Genomic DNA, 20005 nt, shown 5'->3' on the forward strand with positions numbered 1-20005 from the left:
ATTATGAGAATACAGAAAAATCATACATTTTGTTTCAGCCGCTTTCTCCTGTTCCTTCTGGCAACATCTTTCCTGATGCTGACAGGCTGTAAGGATGACGAAAATCAAACACCTGTGCCCGGAGGGGAAGACTACGGGCAGGAGCGACGTATTGAACTGGTTGCCGATCTCAGCAGTCAGATTCCTACGGGTGAGATAAGTTTCCGCCTTATCTACAACAGGGATACCCCATTGGCTGTTAAGGCCATCCATTCGGTAGAGAATGGAAAATCAGTCTTCTATCTCGACTCTCGGCTCCGTGTTGGCCGCTATATTCTGGCTTCTATTATTCATAAGACGAGCGAAGAAATCTTCAGCGAAGCCAATGTTGGTTGTGCTCTCGATGTTTCAACCCGCTCCAATGCCGTTTCGCCTTCCACTTTCGATAAGCTGGCAGGTTATTTCGGTACCGGAACAGCCGATGATCCTTACCGCATCGCTTCGTCGACAGGTTTCGATGTCATGCGTAAGCTTATTGAAGACGGTAATAACTCGTTCGAAGGCAAATACTTCCTGCAAACAGCCGATATCAATATGGTCGGCTCCTACAATAAAGGTTTCCGTCCCATCGCCCACCAACAGGCTTTCCCGTTCAAAGGCTGTTATGACGGGGGAGGACATACTATTTCCTATTGTGCCATCCGTACCCTCGACTCGAAAGAGCAGAAGGTCGGGAGCGAGGTACATGCTTCGGGGTTGTTCGGCTATGCCTGCGGTGCTACTTTCCGCAATGTCACGATGGTAGACCCTGTCTCGATCGGTGCAAACTCGACAGGCAGCCTGGTCGGTGCCGTGCTGGGAACCTCGGGAGAAGTGGAAACTCCGACTTATCTGGATAATTGCCGCGTACGGAAAACGTCTTCTTCTGCCAGCGAAATATACGGTATCAGTTTCGTCGGTGGCCTGGTCGGTGGAGTCGATGCGCAAGCTGTATTGGTCATGCACCGCTGTGTGAACGAAAATCTGCCGGTAGGCAACCGTTCCGACGGCTCGTTTGTTGGTGGACTGGTAGGTGGAGGAACCATCAATGCCACCGCCATTATGGACAGTTGCGTGAACCAGTCGCCGGTCGTTGCAGCCGGTAGTCGTTGTACAGGCGGACTGATTGGCGGTATCGAAACCGCCAACATCACCAACTGCCTGAATAAAGGTAACGTCAGCGCCACCCACCGGTCGGCTCTCGGAACCGGAGGCATTGCCGGAGGGTTGGGCACTTCCACCCTTGCAGTCGTGCAAAACGAAGGCCGCATAAACGGTTACGAAGGAACAGGCGGAATCGTAGGCAGCACCGTAATCAGCAAAAGCGACGGCAGCTACAACGACCTTATCATCACCTCCGCGCACAATTACGGAGCCATTCTCGGAACCGACAACTCCGGCGGTATCGCCGGAGAAGCCCAAGCGATGATGACCGATTGCTATAACGAAGGTTCTGTCGAGGCAACAGGCGATTTTGCAGGTGGCTTGGCTGGGTATACGCCTACGGTCGTTATTAACAACAGTTACAACAACGGTGCGGTTGATGCCAACAAATTTGCCGGTGGATTACTGGCCCGTGCCGCCTATTACATTGTGACCAACAGCTCGAATCTCGGTCCCGTAACCGCCTCCCACGGGATGGCGGCAGGTATCCTGACACTGGGTGGTACGACCGGCATGATCAACTTCTGTACCAATTATGCCTCCGTGAGAGGTGCCGTGTACGTGGCAGGGATCATTGCCCATTCCGGCGAAACCAAGTCGTTTACCAAACGCGACTTTGCTTCCATCGTTGTTTCCACCGGAAAGGGAACTTTCAAGCTGATGAAGGCTCTACGAACCCCGCCTAAGAATGTATCCAGCCTGAAAGCCCTCTTCAAAGGCGGCAAGAAGGTCGTGAAGATCGCTTCTAATACCCTGGATCTGATCAGCGCCATCGCCACCCCACCCCTGATGCAGGACATAAGTATGTGGGACGATCTGTATAACCGTAAACTCGATGTGCGTAACGAAGAAATGATAGCTGGCATGCACGCCAAAGTCGCCGCTGCCCTGCCTACTACCAGAGGACCTTTGGCAGGTTCGGAGGTACTCCCCGGACTGGTCTACGAAAACTCGAAAGCCTTCTCCCGGAGTTTGGAAGGCGAGGGTGACGACCTTTATGGTGATGCCGTGCACAGCCGCCTGGCGGATATCAGCGAACAGGTTGCCAAAATGGAACAGAATCGTGAAATCGCGATTGCTGCCGTCAACTGCGTCCTGGCGGTAGCGGGAGCAATCTTTACAGGCGGGGCGGCTACGGCAGCCATCGTCGTCTGTTCAACAGCCGTCACGACCGTCGGTATCCTGACCGACCGCATGGATAACTGCATCGAAATATCTCAATGCTGTAACTTTGGAGACATCAATGCCGGGGAAAACGGCTATGGTATCATTGCCTTCCAGGGCGACCATCTCCGACTTCACAACTGTTTCTCTGCCGGTGCAGCCTCCGGTTATGGTGTGGCGGACACGGCTCTCGACGGTTTGGACGATGTCAAACCGCGTCGTATCATTTCTATCGGGACTATGAACCAGGATCCTTTCAAAAGCGGTGCTGCTGTAGCAAACCAGGGGCTTTTCTTCCTGGTAGACAATAAAGGTTCCCACGGATCGCGGATCGGATACTGTTTCGCCGACGACCTGGCCCGTAAGTCGACTTACACGGATACCGAAAGTCCTTTCGACTTCGATAATACCAGGGCATGGAGTTTCCAAAGCCCCATCGTGCCGCTGCCGTACAATAATTTGTATTACAGTTTCAGGTAAAAAACTTCGTAGGGCTACAAAACTGTCACTTCAACCGTGGCAAATCCTTTGTAGCCCTACAATATTTAGTATCTCTCCAGGTACCTGCGGGGCAACTATATCATCCGTAGTGTGTTTCTTAACATATCCCTTTCCGTGACATACTGTCACTCAAATCACTACCTTTGGGACAATGGCTGTATGAAACACTTACGGTCTGACAAAACAATTAAATTTGAAATAGTATGAGACCGGAAGATTACATCACCCGTGAGGGGAAGTTTGGTGCACACAACTATCATCCCCTGCCTGTCGTTCTCGAAAAAGGAGCAGGCGTATTTGTGTGGGACGTGGAAGGCAAACGTTATTTTGATTTCCTGTCCGGTTATTCCGCCCTGAGCCAGGGGCATTGCCATCCTAAAATCATTAAAGCACTGACGGATCAGGCGCAGAAGCTGACACTGGTATCGCGCGCTTTCCATTCGGACGTATTGGGCGAGTATATGGAGTTTGCCTGTAAGTTCTTCGGCTACGATAAATTACTGCCTATGAATACCGGAGCCGAAGCGGTAGAGACAGCCTTGAAACTGGCGCGTCGCTGGGGGTATCGTATCAAAGGCATTGCACCGGAAAAGGCGAAGATTATCGTATGCAGCGAGAATTTCCACGGACGTACCATCACGATCATCTCCATGAGCACGGATCCCAGTTCGTATGCGGACTTCGGGCCTTATACACCCGGTTTCATCAAAGTACAATATAATAATGTAGGAGAGTTGGAAGAAGCCCTGAAAGACCCCGACGTGGTCGGCTTCCTGTTGGAACCTATCCAGGGGGAAGCAGGCGTGGTTGTTCCCGACGAAGGTTATCTCCGCACTTGTTACGACTTATGCCATGCCCATCATGTGCTGTTCATTGCCGACGAGATACAGACCGGTATCGGACGTACCGGTAAACTGCTTGCCTGCGATTATGAGAATATTCATCCCGATATACTGATCCTGGGGAAAGCCCTCTCCGGTGGTGTCACTCCTGTTTCCGCCGTATTGGCGAGCGACGAGATTATGTTGACGATCGCTCCGGGCGAACATGGTTCCACGTATGGAGGAAACCCGTTGGCTGCCGCTGTCGGAATAGCTGCCCTTGAAGTGGTACGCGATGAACATCTCTCGGAGAATGCTTATGAGATGGGTGAATTGTTCCGCAGCGAAATGCAGAAGATAGATAATCCGATGATCAGGCAGGTACGTGGAAAAGGATTGCTGAATGCCGTCGTTACCGAACCTCGCGGAGGAAAGGTGGCCTGGGATATCTGTCTGGCACTGAAAGAAAACGGTTTGATAGCCAAACCGACACATGATCATATCATTCGTTTCACACCACCGCTGGTCATTACCCATGAACAGATGATGGAAGCAATCGGTATAATAAAGGAAACTTTTGAACTGTTCTAGGGATCGTAGGTTCCGGTAGTGAAGCATATGGCACATATAGTCCGGCCTGTCTGCCATGCCAGTGACAGACTTTTGCCATCACTGTGGCAAAGTTTTGCCAATAGCATGGCAAGGTCTTGCCACAGTAAGGGCAATACATGGCACATAGGACTGCTATATATTGCGTAGTAAGTGACTGACCTTTGTCTATGCGGTGACATGCCGGGACAGTAACAAGAGAGACTGTCTCTTATAGGTTCATAATTAAAATAGTATAGTATGAAAATAAACGTAATAGGAGTTCCTTTGAATCTGGGTTGCGATCGGGAAGGCGTAGAGCGTGCCCCGAATCATCTGCGCGAACGGGGATTGATGAAGGTGATACGGCAGAACGGGCATCGTGCCTTCGACCTTGGGAATCTATATGTCCCTCCCGTTTCGGAAACGGATAAATTTGCCCGGGGCAAAAGCATGAAGTATCTGGACGCTATTGTCGAGGTGAATAATAATCTGGCGGAGCTGGTGTATGATACCTTGCGTGGCGGGGCGTTCCCGCTTGTTATCGGTGGCGATCATTCACTTGGGCTGGGAAGTGCTTCCGGTGTAGGGAAATCTTTTGATGATTTCGGGATTATCTGGCTCGATGCGCATGGCGATATCAACACAAATGAAACATCTCCCAGCGGGAATATCCACGGAATGCCGTTGAGTGCCCTGATGGGGATGGGAAGTGAAGAACTTGTCAATATCTATGCCCCCGGAAATAAAGTGAATCCGCAAAATGTCTTTCTGGTAGGAACCCGCAGCCTGGATGAAGGCGAACAGGTACTGATCGAACGGGAGCGTCTGAGTGTTTACACCATGGATACGATCCATCTGAAGGGAATCGGTTTTGTGGCCGAAGATATTAAGCGGAAGCTGAAGGAAAGAAAAATACGTAATGTTCATTTCAGTATCGATGTGGACAGTATCGATCCGCGGTTTGCTCCGGGAACAGGAACACGGGTGAGTGAAGGACTTTTGCCGGATGAGTTTAAAGACTTTGTCGATCATATCCTTTCAACGAATCTGGTGAAGTCGATGGACCTGGTGGAACTCAATCCCGAATTAGATACGAATGACCTGACAACCAATCTCTGCCTGGATATTATCGATTATATAACAGCAAGGATTTAGAGTGGCATCCGAGATCCAGGAAACAAGAAGGGGGATATCATCACGACATCCCCCTTTCTTTTCTGTGTCTATCTGTAATACTTATTCTTGTCCTCCGCCTAATGCGTGATAGAGGTTAATAACACCTTGTATCTCATCGAAACGGTCGGCTACCTGCGAGAGTTCCGCCTGCAACAGGCCTTGCTGGGCAGTCAGTACCTCCAGGTAAGTGGTGTTTCCGTGTTGCATCAGTAACCGGGTACTTTTTACGGCCTTTTGTAAAGCCGTAATCTGCTGGCCAGCCAGTTGGATACGTCCGCGTGCCGTCTGCCATTGTGTCAAGGCGTTGTTTACTTCGCTTCCGGCATTCAATAGGCTCTGCTGGAAAGCCAGGGAGGCCTCTTCCTGTTGTGCCTTGGCTATTTTCAACTGGGCGATGTTGGCACCTTTGTTGAATAACGGTTGTGTCAGCGAGCCTATCGCTTGCAACAGCCAGCCGCCCGGGTTAGTGATGATCCCCGTTCCGTTATTAGTCCATCCGGCAACACCGCTGAGGGTGATGTTCGGATAGAAAGCACTGCGTGCTCCGTTTGTTGCATAGAATGCCTGTGCCAACGAATATTCTGCCTGCCGTACATCCGGACGGTTGCTTAACAGGGAGAGCGGAACGCCGGCGGATAGTGTCTGGGGAAATTCCTGTCGATCCAGTTCTCCCCGTTCCATCCGGTGAGGCACTTCTCCGAGCAGGTTGGAGAGGCTGTTTTCCATCTCGTTGATCTGCTGGCGTAAGGTCAGGAGGGAGGCTTCCACACTCAGGCTGTTCGCTTCCGACTGGGAAACGGCGGCTTCATCTGCCAGACCTGCTTTTTTTAATGCACGCATTGCCTGTATGTTCTCTTTCCAAAGAAAGGCCGTCCGTTCACTGATGACAAGTTGTTTGTCGAGCAATAATAAAGTGTAATAGGAATTGGCTACAGTGGCTATTAGCTGTGTCCGGACGGCCTGTTTGTATGATTTAGTCTGTTCGAGAGCTGCCTGTGCACTTCTTTTTGCATTGGTGAGTCTCCCGAATATATCGATTTCCCAACTGGCAGCTACCGCCAACTGATAACTTTTGGCGGCTTTCGAACCGTCGAAGCTGCTGATCGTTCCCTGCGGATTCAGATTCAGTGCCGGAAGGTAAGCCAGACGCGAAGTCATCAGGGCTGCTTCGGCTTCCTGTACCCGCAAATGGGCGGTGCGCATGTCGGTGTTATTCTCCAGTCCTTTTTCGATCAACGTCTGCAATTGCGGGTCTGTGAAGAGTTCCCGCCAGTCGAGACTGCCGATGCTGGTCGTATCCGTAGCCATCGCCTCGTCCCTGAACAGGTTGTCAGGAACGGAGGTCTCCGGTTTGTAGGATGTATAGATGCCGCACCCACTCAGTAACGAGAGGGTGGCGACGGATAATAGAATGATATTATTTTTCATCTGCTTGATTTCCTTTCTTTTTACTTTCGAGATAGTCTTTCCGCTCGGCGGTTACTTCTACCACTTCTTCCTGGATCTGCCAGTCGTGAGTCGGCTCGAACTGTATCGGGCGCACTTTTTCCTGCAGATACTGGAATACGATGAACAGGGAAGGCACGACGAACAGCAGTGCCAGTGTTCCGATCAACATACCGCCTACGGCACCTGTACCCAATGAGCTGTTACCGTTTGCACCGACACCTGTCGCTACTACCAACGGAAGCAGACCGAAGATCATGGTCAACGCCGTCATCAGGATCGGACGCAGACGTACTTTGGCGGCAGACAGTGCGGCAGATGTCAGGCTCATACCGGCGGCACGCCGTTCGGCTGCATATTCAGTCAATAGGATAGCTGTTTTAGCCAACAGACCGATCAGCATGATCAACCCGGTTTGCAGATAAATGTTGTTTTCCAGCCCCATGATCTTGGCGAACAGGAAGCTACCCATCAGACCGAACGGTACGGAAAGGATCACGGCAAACGGGATCAGGAAGCTTTCGTAAAGCGCACTCAGGATCAGGTAGATCATCAGGATACAGATGACGAAGATCACGGCTGTCGTATTGCTTTCCTGGTTCTCTTCGCGGGTGATACCGGCAAAGTCGTAACCATACCCTTTCGGCAGGCTGGTTGCCGCTACTTCTTTTACGGCATTGATAGCATCACCGGAACTATATCCTGGCGCTGGCATCGCATTAACCCCGATCGAGTTGTACATATTGAAACGGCTCAACGATTCGGCACCGTATACCTTTGTCAGGTTTACAAACTGGCTTAACGGAGCCATTTCGCCGTTTGCCATACGTACAAAAGTATTATCCAGTGAAGATTCATCCAGACGATAATCAGGAGAAGCCTGTATCATCACCTTATACACTTTCGAGAAGCGGTTGAAGTTCGATACATATTGTCCTCCGTAATAACCTGACAAAGTGCTCAGCACGGCATCCGGAGTGATACCGGCACGCTTACATTTAGCTGCATCTACCGTCACTTCCCACTGCGGGTAGTTGATAGAGAAGGTTGAATAGGCGGCTGCAATTTCCGGACGTTCGCGCAAGGCCCCCAGATATTGTTGTGTCGTATTGAAGAAATCAGTCAGATCGCCTCCCTTTTTATCCTGCATATACATTTCCAGTGCATTCCCCATACCGTAACCGGGGATCATACCTGGCGACATGGCGAAGATGTTTGCATCCTTGATGTCGGCAGTCCGTCCGTACACCTGGTTGATAACCGATTGTACGTGGTCTTCCTTATCTGTACGTTCATCCCACGGTTTCAGTTTGATGATGAACATACCGAATGAGTTTCCTTGTCCGGAGATCAGTCCGTAACCGGATACTTTGTTATAATCCTTGATCTGCGGTAGGTCTTTGATACGGTTCTCGATATTGGTCATCACGTCGTTGGTCGTTGCCAGTGAGTTACCGGCGGCCGTTGTTACGTTGACGAACAATACACCCTGGTCTTCATCCGGCACCAGACTGGTCTTCGTCGTTTTCATCAGGAAGAACAACAGGACAACCGAGCAAGCCAACATCGACCACATCAGCCATTTGCGTTTGATAAAGAAGAGTACACCCTTCTTGTATTTGGCAATTAGAGCATCGAAAGCAGTATTGAACGCTTTACGGAAGCGGGAGGCAAAGTTATTCTTTTGCGTACCGTCTTCATTGATATACGGTTTCAGTATCAGTGCGCATAATGCCGGACTCAGAGTCAATGCATTGATCGCTGAGATACCTACGGCAACTGCCATTGTCAGACCGAACTGTGTATAGAATGTACCTGAAGTTCCGCTCATGAACGATACCGGAATAAACACGGCCATAAACACCAGTGAAGAAGAGATAATGGCGGCACTGATCCCGTTCATGGCATCCATACTTGCCATGTACGAAGATTTATACCCGACGTCGAACCGGGCCTGTACCGCCTCGACGACGACGATGGCGTCATCGACCACCGTACCGATCACGAGAACGAGTGCAAACAAAGTAATCAGGTTGATACTGAATCCGGCAATCGACATGAATGCGAATGTACCGATCAACGACACGATGATACCTACCAGCGGGATCAGGGTTGAACGGATATCCTGCAGGAATATGTATACCACCAGGATAACCAGTAAGATCGCTTCGATTAATGTCTTTATCACCTCGTGGATGGAGGCGAACAGGAAGTCGTTCGAGCTCATCATCTGTACGATCTCAACTCCTTTCGGCAGGTCTTTACGTGCTTCGTCGAGGAAAGCGTCGATTTGCTGGTTTACCTCGGTCGCGTTGGAGCCGGCTGTCTGGAATACCATACAGGAAACGCCGACATGACCGGTCAGTTCACCGATGTAAGAGTAGTTTTCACGTCCCAGTTCTATTTCTGCTATATCTTTCAGTTTCAGTACTTCACCGTCTTCGGTCGAACGGATCACGATATCCCCGAATTCTTCCGGCTGTATTAAACGGCCTTTGTACTTCATCGTATATTGGTAGGTCTCTGTAGAGTTCTCACCGAATGCACCGGTTGCCGATTCTATATTCTGTTCGGCCAGTACGGCGGTCACATCCGAAGGGATCAGGTTATATTGCGCCATCACATCCGGTTTCATCCAGACACGCATACTGTAATCTCCCCCCATTACCATCAGTTCGCCGACACCTGAGATACGGAGGATTTCCGGCTTCAGGTTAATGCTCAGGTAGTTGGCAAGAAAGCCTTCGTCGTATGAATCGTCAGGACTGTAAATCGAGAAGATCTGCAACATACTGGTCTGACGTTTGGTAGTAGTGACCCCCACTTGGGTTACTTCTGCGGGTAACTGACCGGTGGCTTTGGACACACGGTTCTGTACGTTTACGGTTGCCATATCCGGATCGGTACCTTGTTTGAAGTAGACCATGATGGATACAGTTCCTGCATTGGTTGCCGTAGATGTCATGTAGGTCATGTCTTCTACACCGTTGATGGCCTCTTCCAGCGGGGCGATCACACTCTTTTGAAGGGTTTCTGCACTGGCACCGAAGTAGGTTGTACTCACCATAACGGTAGGCGGGGCAATATCGGGATATTGTTCGACGGGCAGACTGGTCAACCCGATGATACCCATAAATACTATCACGATAGAGATAACGGCTGATAGTACCGGGCGTTCTATAAAGGTTCTTAATTTCATATTCCGTTCTTCCTATTATTGTTTAACCTGGATCGGAGTTCCTTCGCGCAGCAAACCTACACCTTCGGCGACTATCACGTCACCGGCTTTCAGACCTTCGTTCACGATATATTCCTGGCCTCCGTTTACACGGGTGATATTGACCTGAGCCGATGTAGCTTTGCCATCTATGACTTTATAAACGTATACTTTATCCTGTATTTCGAATGTGGCTGTTTGCGGGATCACGATACTGCCCGATTTCTCTGTTGACAGGATAATGTTTCCGGAACTGCCGCTGTAAAGGATCTCTTCTTCGTTCGGGAATACGGCACGCAGGCTTACAGTACCTGTGTTGCGATCGATAACTCCACTGATCGTTTCGACTTTCCCTTTTGCCGGATAAACGGATTTATCATTCAGTTGCAATTCGACTTCCGGCATCATCTCCAAAGCCTTCTGTTTGGAACCGTATTGGCGGGTGAGGGCCAACAGTTGATTTTCCGTCAGGGAAAAGTAGACATACATGTTCGAATTATCTGAAACAGTTGTCAACGGTTTAGGCGAATTGGCGCTGACCAACGCTCCGACACGGTAGGGTAGTGTTCCGACAACTCCGTTGGACGGACTTTTTACCTCTGTATATGAAAGGTTGTTGCGGGCACTCAGTTCCTGTGCTTTCATCTGCGATAACTGTGCTTTGGCACTTAACCATGAGTTTTCAGCAGTTTGCAGGTCGAAAGCTGATACTACATTTTGTGCATGCAGTTCTTTTTTACTGTCGAACGTCAGCTTTGCCGTGTTCAGCGCAGCTTGTGCAGCTTCCACATTGGCAATTGCTGTTTGCAGGGCTGCCTGATAAGGGACCTGGTCGATGATGAACAACAACTGTCCTTTTCTGACAGCTTGTCCTTCTTCCACACATAACTGTGTGATAAATCCTGAGACCTGAGGATAGATGTCGATATCCTGTCGTCCGCGTATCGTGGCGGAATAAAGACTGCTCAGGGTTTTGTCGGTTGTGGACACTTTCAGTACTTTGTACTCATTGTTCACCTGCATAGCCGGTTGTTCCTTACAAGAGCTGGCTATAAGGCAAAGAAGCCCTACCCCGATGCCGCTCAGGCATCGGGCAAATAAATTTTTCTTCATTTTTTCGTAATTGTTTATTTAAAATCCCGGCAGCGGATTCTTCCAAAATCAAAACATCAATAGGGTGATATTCGAATGAGAATAGTTTGCTACTCTTTGATATTTACTGCCTTAACTAATAACCGGTGCAAATGTCCGACTTTTTAACAAAACAACGATGGTCGAAAAATGAATATATTTGTTCCAAATTTGAACAGCAGCGGGGAAGCTGCCTACTACCTTTTTTTCTTGGGGTCATTTAGCTTTTTAGCATCTTTCTTCAGACGTTTCTCTACCTTTTTTATATCTTCTCCGGCAGGAAATTGTTCGGGAAATATGCCTCTGCTAACCAACATATCTCTTACGGCCAGGTTGTTATCCACATGCTCGTTTTCGATGGAGGTTTGTCCGTATAAATCGTTCTGCTGCACATTGACGGAGGTCATTTCTGCTGCAAAGTCCTTGGCTTTTATACTGATTGTAGGCAGAAAATCTGCAAGAGGGCGGCTGTCGGGTACTCCTAATTTGCGTTTGAGTAGTTTGGTATCGATACGAAACAACGCTTTATCCCCTTTGGAACGTATGGTAGCAAAGCCTTTGCTGTCTATGCCTCTTTCGTATAAAACGCCGGAAAGTAGCTTTTCTGTTTCGGCTAGTTTGGTGCGTGCATTGATGCGTTCATAGTCTAATAGGCGTTGTTCTATAAGCTCTGCACGTCTGGTCTGTACGGCAAAATAGTTTTGTGCAAAAGCTATTTCAGGCTTCCGGGGATCGCCATTTTGTGCAATTAAGTAGCATGCGTAGCGGGTGAGTAGAGTGTTATCTACTTCTCTTTCAGCACCTTTGGCTAGGCTGATCATTTTGCGGACGTCCGCAAAATGATAGGTTATATCTTCGCCTGCATTTTTACATGCTATTCTGGCTTTTTCTATGGCTGGTAGGAAGTTACGCCATTGGGAATATCCCAATAAGGGATATAATTCTCTAGCACTCCAACACTCTACTCCATTGTAATCACAAACAATACTCTCAAATTGAGTAAATAACTCTTTAATTTCTTCTGTTTTCATAGTCTCCGTTTTTATTAAATTGTTACAAATATAAAAATAGATATTGAACAAAGCATGCATTTCTATATAATTATTTCTTATCAGTTGATTAATATGCTGTGCGATCATTTTGCTGACGTCCGCAAAATGATTGTATAAAACCAACCCGGAGTCGCTTTCGGATATATTTTCTATCTTTGCATCCTTATAAAATAGATATGGAAGAATCCTTTTTGCGGCTAAGTATTGCGGACTTGCTTCGTTTTAAAATGAATCTGAAGTCCTATCAGGATAAATTGGTTATTGTGAGAATGGATGGTAACAATCACAGGAATCCCGGATTCAAAGAAGATGTTTCTATTCGCCTGGATGCCTTTTCCATCTTTCTGGTTCGGCAAGGAGACATAGAGATTACTATAGATGATTTTACCTATCATTTATCTGATAATCTGTTGTTGAATATAATGGATATGCACTCGGTAAAGAATTTTCGTTTTTCTTCCGATTTCAGGGGCTACCATCTGATCATCGAACGCAATCTGTTTTCCGAGATTATGTTGAACAGCCGACGTATGCCTGCTGCTTATATCGCTTCCCTGCATACTCGTCCTATCCAACATCTGGACGAAGAGGAAGGGCTTTTGCTGGAGAATTGCCTCTGCCGTATCGAGCGGAATATCGACCGTACGGAACATGCGTGGCAACGCGATATTATCCTGAACGAACTACGCGGCTTTTTATTGGAGATGAACAACATTGTCTATCAGGCAAACCGTCATAAAGTGAATCCGAATCCACCGGCAAAAGATGTATTGCTTTTCCTGTTTATCCAGTTACTGAACAAACATTGCCGGACAGAACATTCCGTTTCTTTCTATGCGGGCGAATTGTGCATTACCCCCGAGTACCTGTCGCGTATAATGAAAAGTTTCAGTGGAAGGACTGTCAACCAATGGATCAGTGAAGCATTGATGCGCGAAGCCGAGATTCTTCTGCGGAATCCGGATTTATCCATTCAACAGATCGCCGACATGCTGAATTTTTCCGATCAATCATCCTTTGGGAAATTCTTTAAAAAGCACAGAGGAGTTTCACCGGTTGCTTTTAAACGGCAGTATACCGAGGAGAAATAACTATTCTTACTCCGGGACGTAGATGATCTCCCCGTTTTCCAACTCGTAGGCAATCCCGACTTTACGTCCTTTCTTCCCTTCCGATTCCTGGTTTTCGGAAGGTGTATATCGCTGGATTGTTTCTCCTTTTTTTGTGATGATCTCCATATTTTCCTTCCCGGGATTCTTTACCAGTGAAAAGTCTTCCTTAGAGAAAAGTTCGGTCATATTGAAGCGAGTTACAAGTGCCACCATCAATGCGACAGCGAAAACCATTGCCACATCAAACAGATTGGCAACCACTCCCATCGGGTCAGAATCCCCGTCTGAATGAAGCAACTTATTTCGCTGTCCCATGGTGCAGGTTTTTATAGATATATTCCAAATCATTGATGTCGCGTGCATACCAACGTTGCTTGACTTGCAAAGTGACGACCCCTATTGCGGCGATTACCATACCCACTACCGTCGTGGCGAATGCTACCTGCATATTATACGCCATTGAAGCAATATCACCCGTTGAAAGACCTACCAGTGCCGGCCCCATCGGGATCAATGTCCCCATCAGACCCAGCATCGGTCCCAGTTTAATAAAATTGCGCGAGCGTCCCAATTCCTTTTCTGCTTCCACTTCATAATTAGCCAGCAATCGTTCGCAATAAGCAGTATTCTCTTTGTGGCTGTATAGCTTCTGCATGCAGCGTAATAAAGGAATGTTTTTATTTTCAGGCAGTTTTTTGTAAAGTTCATCTGCATTGGCAGGTGTCATTTCCTCGAGCATATCGTTTATCTGTTGCTGCAGGCGCGTCTTTTGCCAGAACTCCCCGAAGAAACCGCCCGCCATCAGGATGGCTCGCAGGAAGAAAAGTAATAACAGTACGACTACCGGTATCAGCAGTCCGTTGGATATCCAGAATAAAGCATTTGAAATAGATGTCATATCCGTGTTTTTTTTATCATTTTCCATATAAATCCGATCAGTGCCCCTGTTACAAATATACCCAGTGTGACGAGGGTAGCATATATGTTGACGTTGGAGACACTCTCATAACTTGTTTTCCCGTTCTCCGTGGCAATGATCCCCGTCAGAATAATGAACAGGTTTGTGACGAACAACAGTTCCAGGCGGAGACTGCGATCCCCCAGGTACTTTTTGAGGAACCATCCGGCACCAACCACTCCGATGCCGCTGATTGCCGCAAAGCTCCATGCCATTCTGTGGAAACTTATCCCAGGGAAAGCAAAGATCGTTTGCGTAAGTGTATAGGCCAGTACCAACATGATCAGTAATCCCGGATAGTATTTCAGTATCCGTGTCAGGTTGCGTTTGAAGAAAGTATCATGCCGCCGGAAACCAGCAAAACAATCGAAGCAAAAAGCGATCATGACCGTCGATTCAATTGTGATCATGACGGCAGCATCTTGCATACGTGCCGGCGAAGCAAGGAAATCCGCAATCTGCGTTTTCGACTGTTCCGTAGCCCAGGGCCAGATTGCCAGGATAAAGAGACTGCATGCCACACCAGCCGCCAGTATACCGTAGAAAGATTCATAAAACCCGATCTTCAACAGAAAATTGAGAGCGATGAATCCGAGTAATATGCCTACTACATACTCCATTTTTTATTTTTTTCTCCGTTTCAGGACAAATACCAGCAGGAAGAACAGTGTAACGACAGAAACACCGATCAATATTCCATCCAACGTCTGGCTTTCTTTTTGCGGAACCTGATTCAACTGATCCTTTTTCAATACCACCTGCTGTCCAGTTTCCACCAGTGCTTCTTTTATTTCTGTGATATTCTGCCGGTACTCGCGTGCCTGTTGGTCAGGAATCCGGGATGCGATAAATTCTTTTAACTTGTCATTGTCGCAAACGAATCCGGTGCAGGCCGGTTTGAACTCTTTCACCAGGCTCGTATGCAACTCGGCTATCTGCTGTAACTGTTCGTCCGTAGCCTTCCAGTAGCCTTTACGAGCTGTTTCCAGCATGACGGCAGTCATCTCCTGTAGAGCGGCCGGGCTTGCGTTCTTAAAGAACTTATGAATGCCCAATTGTTGTTCGTCGAGTATGTACATTTTATACAGATCGTCCCAAAGTTCATGGTCGATGGTAGAAGGTTTCATTACATTCCACCCGTACGTATTACGGAATGTTTTTGAAAAATTCTCGGCAGTCGTTTCTCCCCCCTTCATCTTTTCCTTGATATATTCCGGATTGAGCAGGGTGGTACGGCTTTCTACTCCGATCGCTTCCCGCAGGTTTTGCATGCGCACGTTATGGCGGTTACGATAGTCGGACAGGTAAGCTTCCGGATCTTTTCCGGTGACATTTCGGACGGATAGGTTTAAACCACCCATAAATTCATACATGTGATCGAGGCTAAGTGCTCCCCATGTATTACTTTGGCGGGGCTGCATTACGATATCGGTATGTTGCAGGGCGACTTCGAACAGGTCTTTTACTACTGCTCCCCATTTATCCGGGTCACCGTAGATAGCTCCCATATTATTCAGATATGTGTCTGCAATCTGTGATTCTTCTTCCCAGGCATCCCCTTTTTCTACCAGACCGGTGATGCCGGTACCGTAGCCGCCGTTCACAGCCCCGAAGATACGCATGGTGGAGAGTTCTCGTGCTTCTCTGGGTGATATTCCTTTTTCTACCAGCAGTTTTTCCGATTCGACGGCACCTTCCGCCACATAATTTCCGTATGAGTCGCCTTCCGATCCGGCGGCCATACCAACCGCTTTGCTCAACATGGCCAGGCGGGAGGCGGCGAGGTCGCGGAGTTGTCCGGATGTCTGTACAACGATGTCGATACGCGGGCGCTTTAACTCTTCGGATGGGATCAACCGGATGTCGGTGACACGGCCCATGCCGTCACGTACCGGCTCGACTCCGAGCATGTAAAGGGCTTGGGCGAAAGTCGCGCCCTCGGTTTCTATAAATTCACCGGCCCAGAAAGTATAGCTGACCTTACGCGGCCAGTCCTCATGTTTCTTGAAATAAGTTTTCAGTGTCGTTTCTGCCAATAGCTTGCCATTATCCCAGGCACGTGTGCTCGGCGTCGCTTCGGCATTGATGGAAAACATATTCCGTCCGGTTGGCAGCGTATTGGGGGAAAGAATTACATCGCCGCCGGGACTGGGAGCAATATATCCGCCGTCCAGTGCATGCAGTATGCTCTGTAGTTCCGATTCGGGAGACGCTTCGAGCAATTGTTTGTAGTTGATTACATTTTTCAATGTACGTTCAATTTCCAATACGGCAAAAGAAAAGTCTTTTTCCTCTTGGGGTACTTCCGGCAAGACTGCCTGTTTTCCCTCTTTTTTTGCTTTCTTGCGTGCTTCGATCCGTTTCTTTACCCAATCCGGCATTTTACCTACTTTCGGCATTCCGGCAGGCATTTTCATCCCTCCGTTATCATCGGAATTATCTTTTCCAGAACTACCGTTATCTTCTCCTGCCGCCATTGCCATCATTTCGCTCATGGATAGCTGGCGGGGATTGACTGCCATATCCGTGGCGCGTGCTTTCATCAGGTCGGCACGGCTCAGACCCGCAAACTCCAGCATCAGCCGGTCCGGGTTTTGTTCGCGGGAGGCAAGCAGTTGTTTTAATCTGGCCTTGACCGGAGCCAGATAATGACGGGAGATATAAGTATTGTTCTCCAATTGTTTCCGGGTGATTTTATTATTCAATGCGTCTAAACGTGCAAGGCTGTATGCGAGCGGATCGGCCGACATGGCGATGACTGTCGATTCGATATCTTCCTTGCCGTATGGCTGTCCGAGCGTATAAAGGCGTCCGGTCATTTTTTCGTTGGAGATCTCTTCTGCGAAGTTTTCGATTCGCTCGATCTCTTCCGCTGTATAAGGTTTACCTGCTATGCTATCAAGTTGCAGGTCCCTTTGCAGTCCGAGTTTCAGAACGGCAGCTTTTATCCGTAATCCTATTTCCGGTTGTTTGTTTTCAGGGGCTTGGTACCAATCATCGATATCTTTGAACAAGCCGGAGAAACGATCCCGTGTGCGGCTTTCCATGAAAGGAGGTGTTAAGTGGGATAACATGGCGGCATGCGTACGGCGTTTAGCGATGATCGCTTCGCCCACATTGGCAATACTGTAATAATAGAAATGGGGGAGGCTGCCTATCAGGCAATCCGGCCAATCCCTATTGGATAACCCGGCTTGTTTACCCGGGGTGAATTCCAGGCTGCCGTGCGTGCCGAAATGGATGAGGGCGTCGGCCTTGAATTCATTCTGAACCCATAGATAAGGGGCGAGATAGGCATGTGGCGGGGCAACGCTGGCTCCGTGTACGATATGGAACTCATCGTTACCTTCAGCGGCATGCGGTTGAGGGAACAGGACTACATTTCCGAATTGCAGGCGGGCAATGGCCAGTGATTCTTCTCCGTCATGCGTTGCACTCAGATAGTCTCCCGGGGCTTCCCCGTATTTGTCGACTACTTCCTTGTATTTTTCCGGGACGAGCGTATGGGCGGCCCATTTTTCATAAGTGCTTTTGCTTACCCATAGCGGATTACCGTTTTTCATGAAATCATCCTGTGCCCCTTTGGCATAGGCTCCGAGTACAGCCCCCTGTTTCTTCAATAGTTGGCTGAAACCTTCAAAAGTATCGGGCAGTCCGTTTACCGTATATCCTTCCTGTTTCAGTCGTTTCAGCAGTTCATAAAGGGAAGGGGCCACTTCTAGTCCGGCTGCGACGAGCGATGCCTGGCCAGCCGCTTTGAAGTAGCAGATAGCCACCCGTTTATCTTTGTTCGGTTTCTTGCGCAGTTGCAGATAGTTCTTTACGTTTTGGGTGAAATTGTCCAGGCGTTCACTTTCCGCATCGAACATAAAATAGCCGTTCTCGTGCTGGTTCTGCGTGGAGATTACCAGCGGATCGATACCTCCGTCTATTTCCGGGAGTACGATACGGGCTGTCAGGTAACCGCCGGTTACCCCTTTGTTCTTATCATCGCTCAGCCATTCATCGCGGCTTAGCATGATAGAGAGCGGACAGAAAAGCGGAATATTGTTTTCTGTCAGCCATTGAACGGTTTTATCGCCTCCCAATCGTCCCATCGGCAGATAAATGACGGCATCCGGATGAACACTTTCCATCAATTGCTGCCGTTTGGCGGCTGATGCGATCGGGTACACATTGAAACCGGCATCTGTCAGGCGGGTGATCAGACTGTCGATATAGCTTCGGTTGCCTTCCAAGGGAGAGGTCATACCTGAAACAAAGGCAATGCGAGGGGCATCTTCCTTGTATATTTTCTTTTCACGCAGGTGGTTGGTCAGTTCGTCGGCAGTCCGGTAAAATACGCCGTCTTCCAGATGGAAGAAAATGTCGGATGGGATCAGTATCGGTTCGTCGGCTTTTGTTTGGAATAGTTTCCGGCTGTCGAAGGTGCTACGGATATAATGCAACATATTCCGGTAGTTCATACGGCTCCGGTTATTATAATAAATATCGAGTTGTTCCTGTTGCAGGCTGTCGACATTGTGATTGCTGATGGAGCCGGATGAAAAGACAAAGGTATATACAGCGGTTCCTTTTTTCCCGGCAGCATCGATATTTTCCGTCTGTTCTTCCGTCAGTCGCAAACCCGGACCGAACAGCAGGATCGCATCGTAGCCTTTGAGCGACGACGCATCTTCAGCCTTGACCTCTTTCACTTTTATCAAGCGGCTGTCGCTTGCCATTGCAATGTTGGAAACCTGGTAAGACGGGAAGTTTACCAATGCAATTTTAGTGGGGGATAACAGCAGGCTATAAAAAGCATACAAGCCGAGTACCAGCAAAAGTGCCAGCCCGGCTTTCCATCCCGCGGATTTGTGTTGACGGAGGAATTGAATAACAGACATATTATAAAAGAATAAGCAAAGGGAAGGGAGACTGGAAAGAGTGAATGTGTGTCTGATGTATCTCCCTTCCTTCGCATTGATTAACTAATTGTTATTTAAACGGATATACGTATTCGAAAGTAATGTGACCTGATTTGTCTTCATCATTCATAAATGTTTTCATGATCAATTTAGCATATTGGCCGTCTGCTGTGCGAATAATAAAAACGTTTTTGTTGTAACTCCATGTGCTAGTCATATAGTTATAGAATGCCCATCCTGTATTTTCTCCAACTTTAAACGCATCATTTCCTGTTGTTTCGTAATATGTAGGAGGCATACCACCAGAAGCCATTACTTTCATTTTACTATCAGTAATAAATCCTGTAGTTGGTATAGATGTGACTTTGCTAAAGTCAGTTTCCTTTGTATCAAGTGCAGCACCTTGTCCTTTGCCCGATTCTCCTCCATTTGTCCGGATGTTATAGCGTAAAAATGCTATATCCCAACTTGAATCGGTAGCATAGTTTTCTTGGTCTACTTTTATGATTTCACCTTTTTCAAAAGAAAAATAAGTCCATTCTGTAAAACTTTGGGCTTCAAATTTTACTTCTTTAGCTTTTGCTTCCGGCTCTGGTTTGTCTTTATTATCATCATCGCTACAAGCTGTAAAACTGATAGAAGACAGGATAATAGCTACGGCCAACGCCCCCTGCTTTAGGTAAGAACCCGATTGGAAAAAACTTTTTGTTGTCATAATAAAAAATTAATTTGTTGATTAAACGTATT

At 48.1% G+C, this 20005-nt stretch carries 13 protein-coding genes; 4 read left to right on the forward strand and 9 right to left on the reverse strand.

Annotated features, from left to right (window positions below; all coding sequences use genetic code 11):
- Positions 1-3 precede the first annotated feature (3 nt).
- The 3 genes from IEY67_RS09935 to rocF all read left to right on the forward strand — a co-directional run bounded on the left by IEY67_RS09935 (position 4) and on the right by rocF (position 5414).
- Positions 4-2826: a hypothetical protein gene (locus IEY67_RS09935; protein ID WP_183668298.1), complete on the forward strand. Its 2823-nt coding sequence runs from the start codon at positions 4-6 to the stop codon at positions 2824-2826.
- A 224-nt stretch (positions 2827-3050) separates the two neighbouring features.
- A complete protein-coding gene (rocD, locus tag IEY67_RS09940) occupies positions 3051-4259 on the forward strand; it encodes an ornithine--oxo-acid transaminase (RefSeq protein WP_183668300.1) in 1209 nt (402 codons plus the stop codon).
- Between the two features lie 258 nt (positions 4260-4517).
- On the forward strand, positions 4518-5414 hold the full coding sequence (gene rocF, locus IEY67_RS09945; RefSeq protein ID WP_183668302.1) for an arginase: 897 nt from the start codon (positions 4518-4520) through the stop codon (positions 5412-5414).
- A gap of 81 nt (positions 5415-5495) precedes the next feature.
- Here rocF and IEY67_RS09950 read toward each other — a convergent pair whose 3' ends face one another.
- The 4 genes from IEY67_RS09950 to dinD form a co-directional block, all read right to left on the reverse strand.
- A complete protein-coding gene (locus tag IEY67_RS09950) occupies positions 5496-6863 on the reverse strand; it encodes a TolC family protein (RefSeq protein ID WP_183668305.1) in 1368 nt (455 codons plus the stop codon).
- Positions 6853-10080, reverse strand: a complete 3228-nt coding sequence (locus IEY67_RS09955; protein ID WP_183668307.1) for an efflux RND transporter permease subunit — start codon at positions 10078-10080, stop codon at positions 6853-6855. The genes IEY67_RS09950 and IEY67_RS09955 overlap by 11 nt, the downstream gene beginning before the upstream one ends.
- Positions 10081-10095: 15 nt before the next feature.
- Positions 10096-11211 (reverse strand): efflux RND transporter periplasmic adaptor subunit, encoded by a 1116-nt coding sequence (locus IEY67_RS09960; RefSeq protein ID WP_183668309.1) that lies wholly within the window; start codon positions 11209-11211, stop codon positions 10096-10098.
- Between the two features lie 215 nt (positions 11212-11426).
- On the reverse strand, positions 11427-12260 hold the full coding sequence (gene dinD / locus IEY67_RS09965; RefSeq protein ID WP_183668310.1) for a DNA damage-inducible protein D: 834 nt from the start codon (positions 12258-12260) through the stop codon (positions 11427-11429).
- Positions 12261-12457: 197 nt separating this feature from the next.
- On the opposite strand from dinD, the gene IEY67_RS09970 reads away from it, so the two are divergent.
- Complete coding sequence (locus IEY67_RS09970; RefSeq protein WP_183668312.1) at positions 12458-13372, forward strand: helix-turn-helix domain-containing protein; 915 nt, start codon at positions 12458-12460, stop codon at positions 13370-13372.
- A gap of 6 nt (positions 13373-13378) precedes the next feature.
- On the opposite strand, the gene IEY67_RS09975 is transcribed toward IEY67_RS09970, so the two are convergent.
- The 5 genes from IEY67_RS09975 to IEY67_RS09995 all read right to left on the reverse strand — a co-directional run bounded on the left by IEY67_RS09975 (position 13379) and on the right by IEY67_RS09995 (position 19973).
- Positions 13379-13708, reverse strand: coding sequence for a DUF2149 domain-containing protein (locus IEY67_RS09975; RefSeq protein ID WP_122354327.1), 330 nt, complete (start codon positions 13706-13708; stop codon positions 13379-13381).
- Positions 13692-14291, reverse strand: coding sequence for a MotA/TolQ/ExbB proton channel family protein (locus IEY67_RS09980; protein WP_122373939.1), 600 nt, complete (start codon positions 14289-14291; stop codon positions 13692-13694). Before IEY67_RS09980 ends, IEY67_RS09975 begins: the two co-directional genes overlap by 17 nt.
- Positions 14288-14971, reverse strand: a complete 684-nt coding sequence (locus tag IEY67_RS09985; protein ID WP_183668314.1) for a hypothetical protein — start codon at positions 14969-14971, stop codon at positions 14288-14290. Before IEY67_RS09985 ends, IEY67_RS09980 begins: the two co-directional genes overlap by 4 nt.
- 3 nt (positions 14972-14974) lie before the next feature.
- Positions 14975-19237 (reverse strand): cobaltochelatase subunit CobN, encoded by a 4263-nt coding sequence (locus IEY67_RS09990; protein ID WP_122373809.1) that lies wholly within the window; start codon positions 19235-19237, stop codon positions 14975-14977.
- A gap of 91 nt (positions 19238-19328) precedes the next feature.
- Entirely contained in the window at positions 19329-19973 is a 645-nt protein-coding gene (locus IEY67_RS09995; protein WP_122373808.1) for an HmuY family protein, read from the reverse strand.
- Positions 19974-20005: the final 32 nt, after the last annotated feature.

It is taken from the genome of Parabacteroides faecis (genome assembly GCF_014647375.1).
Lineage (GTDB): Bacteria > Bacteroidota > Bacteroidia > Bacteroidales > Tannerellaceae > Parabacteroides > Parabacteroides faecis.

Coding starts and splice junctions, on each gene's coding strand:
- IEY67_RS09935 (WP_183668298.1), top strand. CDS start 4: ATGAGAATACAGAAAAATCATACATTTTGTTTCAGCCGCTTTCTCCTG.
- rocD (WP_183668300.1), top strand. CDS start 3,051: ATGAGACCGGAAGATTACATCACCCGTGAGGGGAAGTTTGGTGCACAC.
- rocF (WP_183668302.1), top strand. CDS start 4,518: ATGAAAATAAACGTAATAGGAGTTCCTTTGAATCTGGGTTGCGATCGG.
- IEY67_RS09950 (WP_183668305.1), bottom strand. CDS start 6,863: ATGAAAAATAATATCATTCTATTATCCGTCGCCACCCTCTCGTTACTG.
- IEY67_RS09955 (WP_183668307.1), bottom strand. CDS start 10,080: ATGAAATTAAGAACCTTTATAGAACGCCCGGTACTATCAGCCGTTATC.
- IEY67_RS09960 (WP_183668309.1), bottom strand. CDS start 11,211: ATGAAGAAAAATTTATTTGCCCGATGCCTGAGCGGCATCGGGGTAGGG.
- dinD (WP_183668310.1), bottom strand. CDS start 12,260: ATGAAAACAGAAGAAATTAAAGAGTTATTTACTCAATTTGAGAGTATT.
- IEY67_RS09970 (WP_183668312.1), top strand. CDS start 12,458: ATGGAAGAATCCTTTTTGCGGCTAAGTATTGCGGACTTGCTTCGTTTT.
- IEY67_RS09975 (WP_122354327.1), bottom strand. CDS start 13,708: ATGGGACAGCGAAATAAGTTGCTTCATTCAGACGGGGATTCTGACCCG.
- IEY67_RS09980 (WP_122373939.1), bottom strand. CDS start 14,291: ATGACATCTATTTCAAATGCTTTATTCTGGATATCCAACGGACTGCTG.
- IEY67_RS09985 (WP_183668314.1), bottom strand. CDS start 14,971: ATGGAGTATGTAGTAGGCATATTACTCGGATTCATCGCTCTCAATTTT.
- IEY67_RS09990 (WP_122373809.1), bottom strand. CDS start 19,237: ATGTCTGTTATTCAATTCCTCCGTCAACACAAATCCGCGGGATGGAAA.
- IEY67_RS09995 (WP_122373808.1), bottom strand. CDS start 19,973: ATGACAACAAAAAGTTTTTTCCAATCGGGTTCTTACCTAAAGCAGGGG.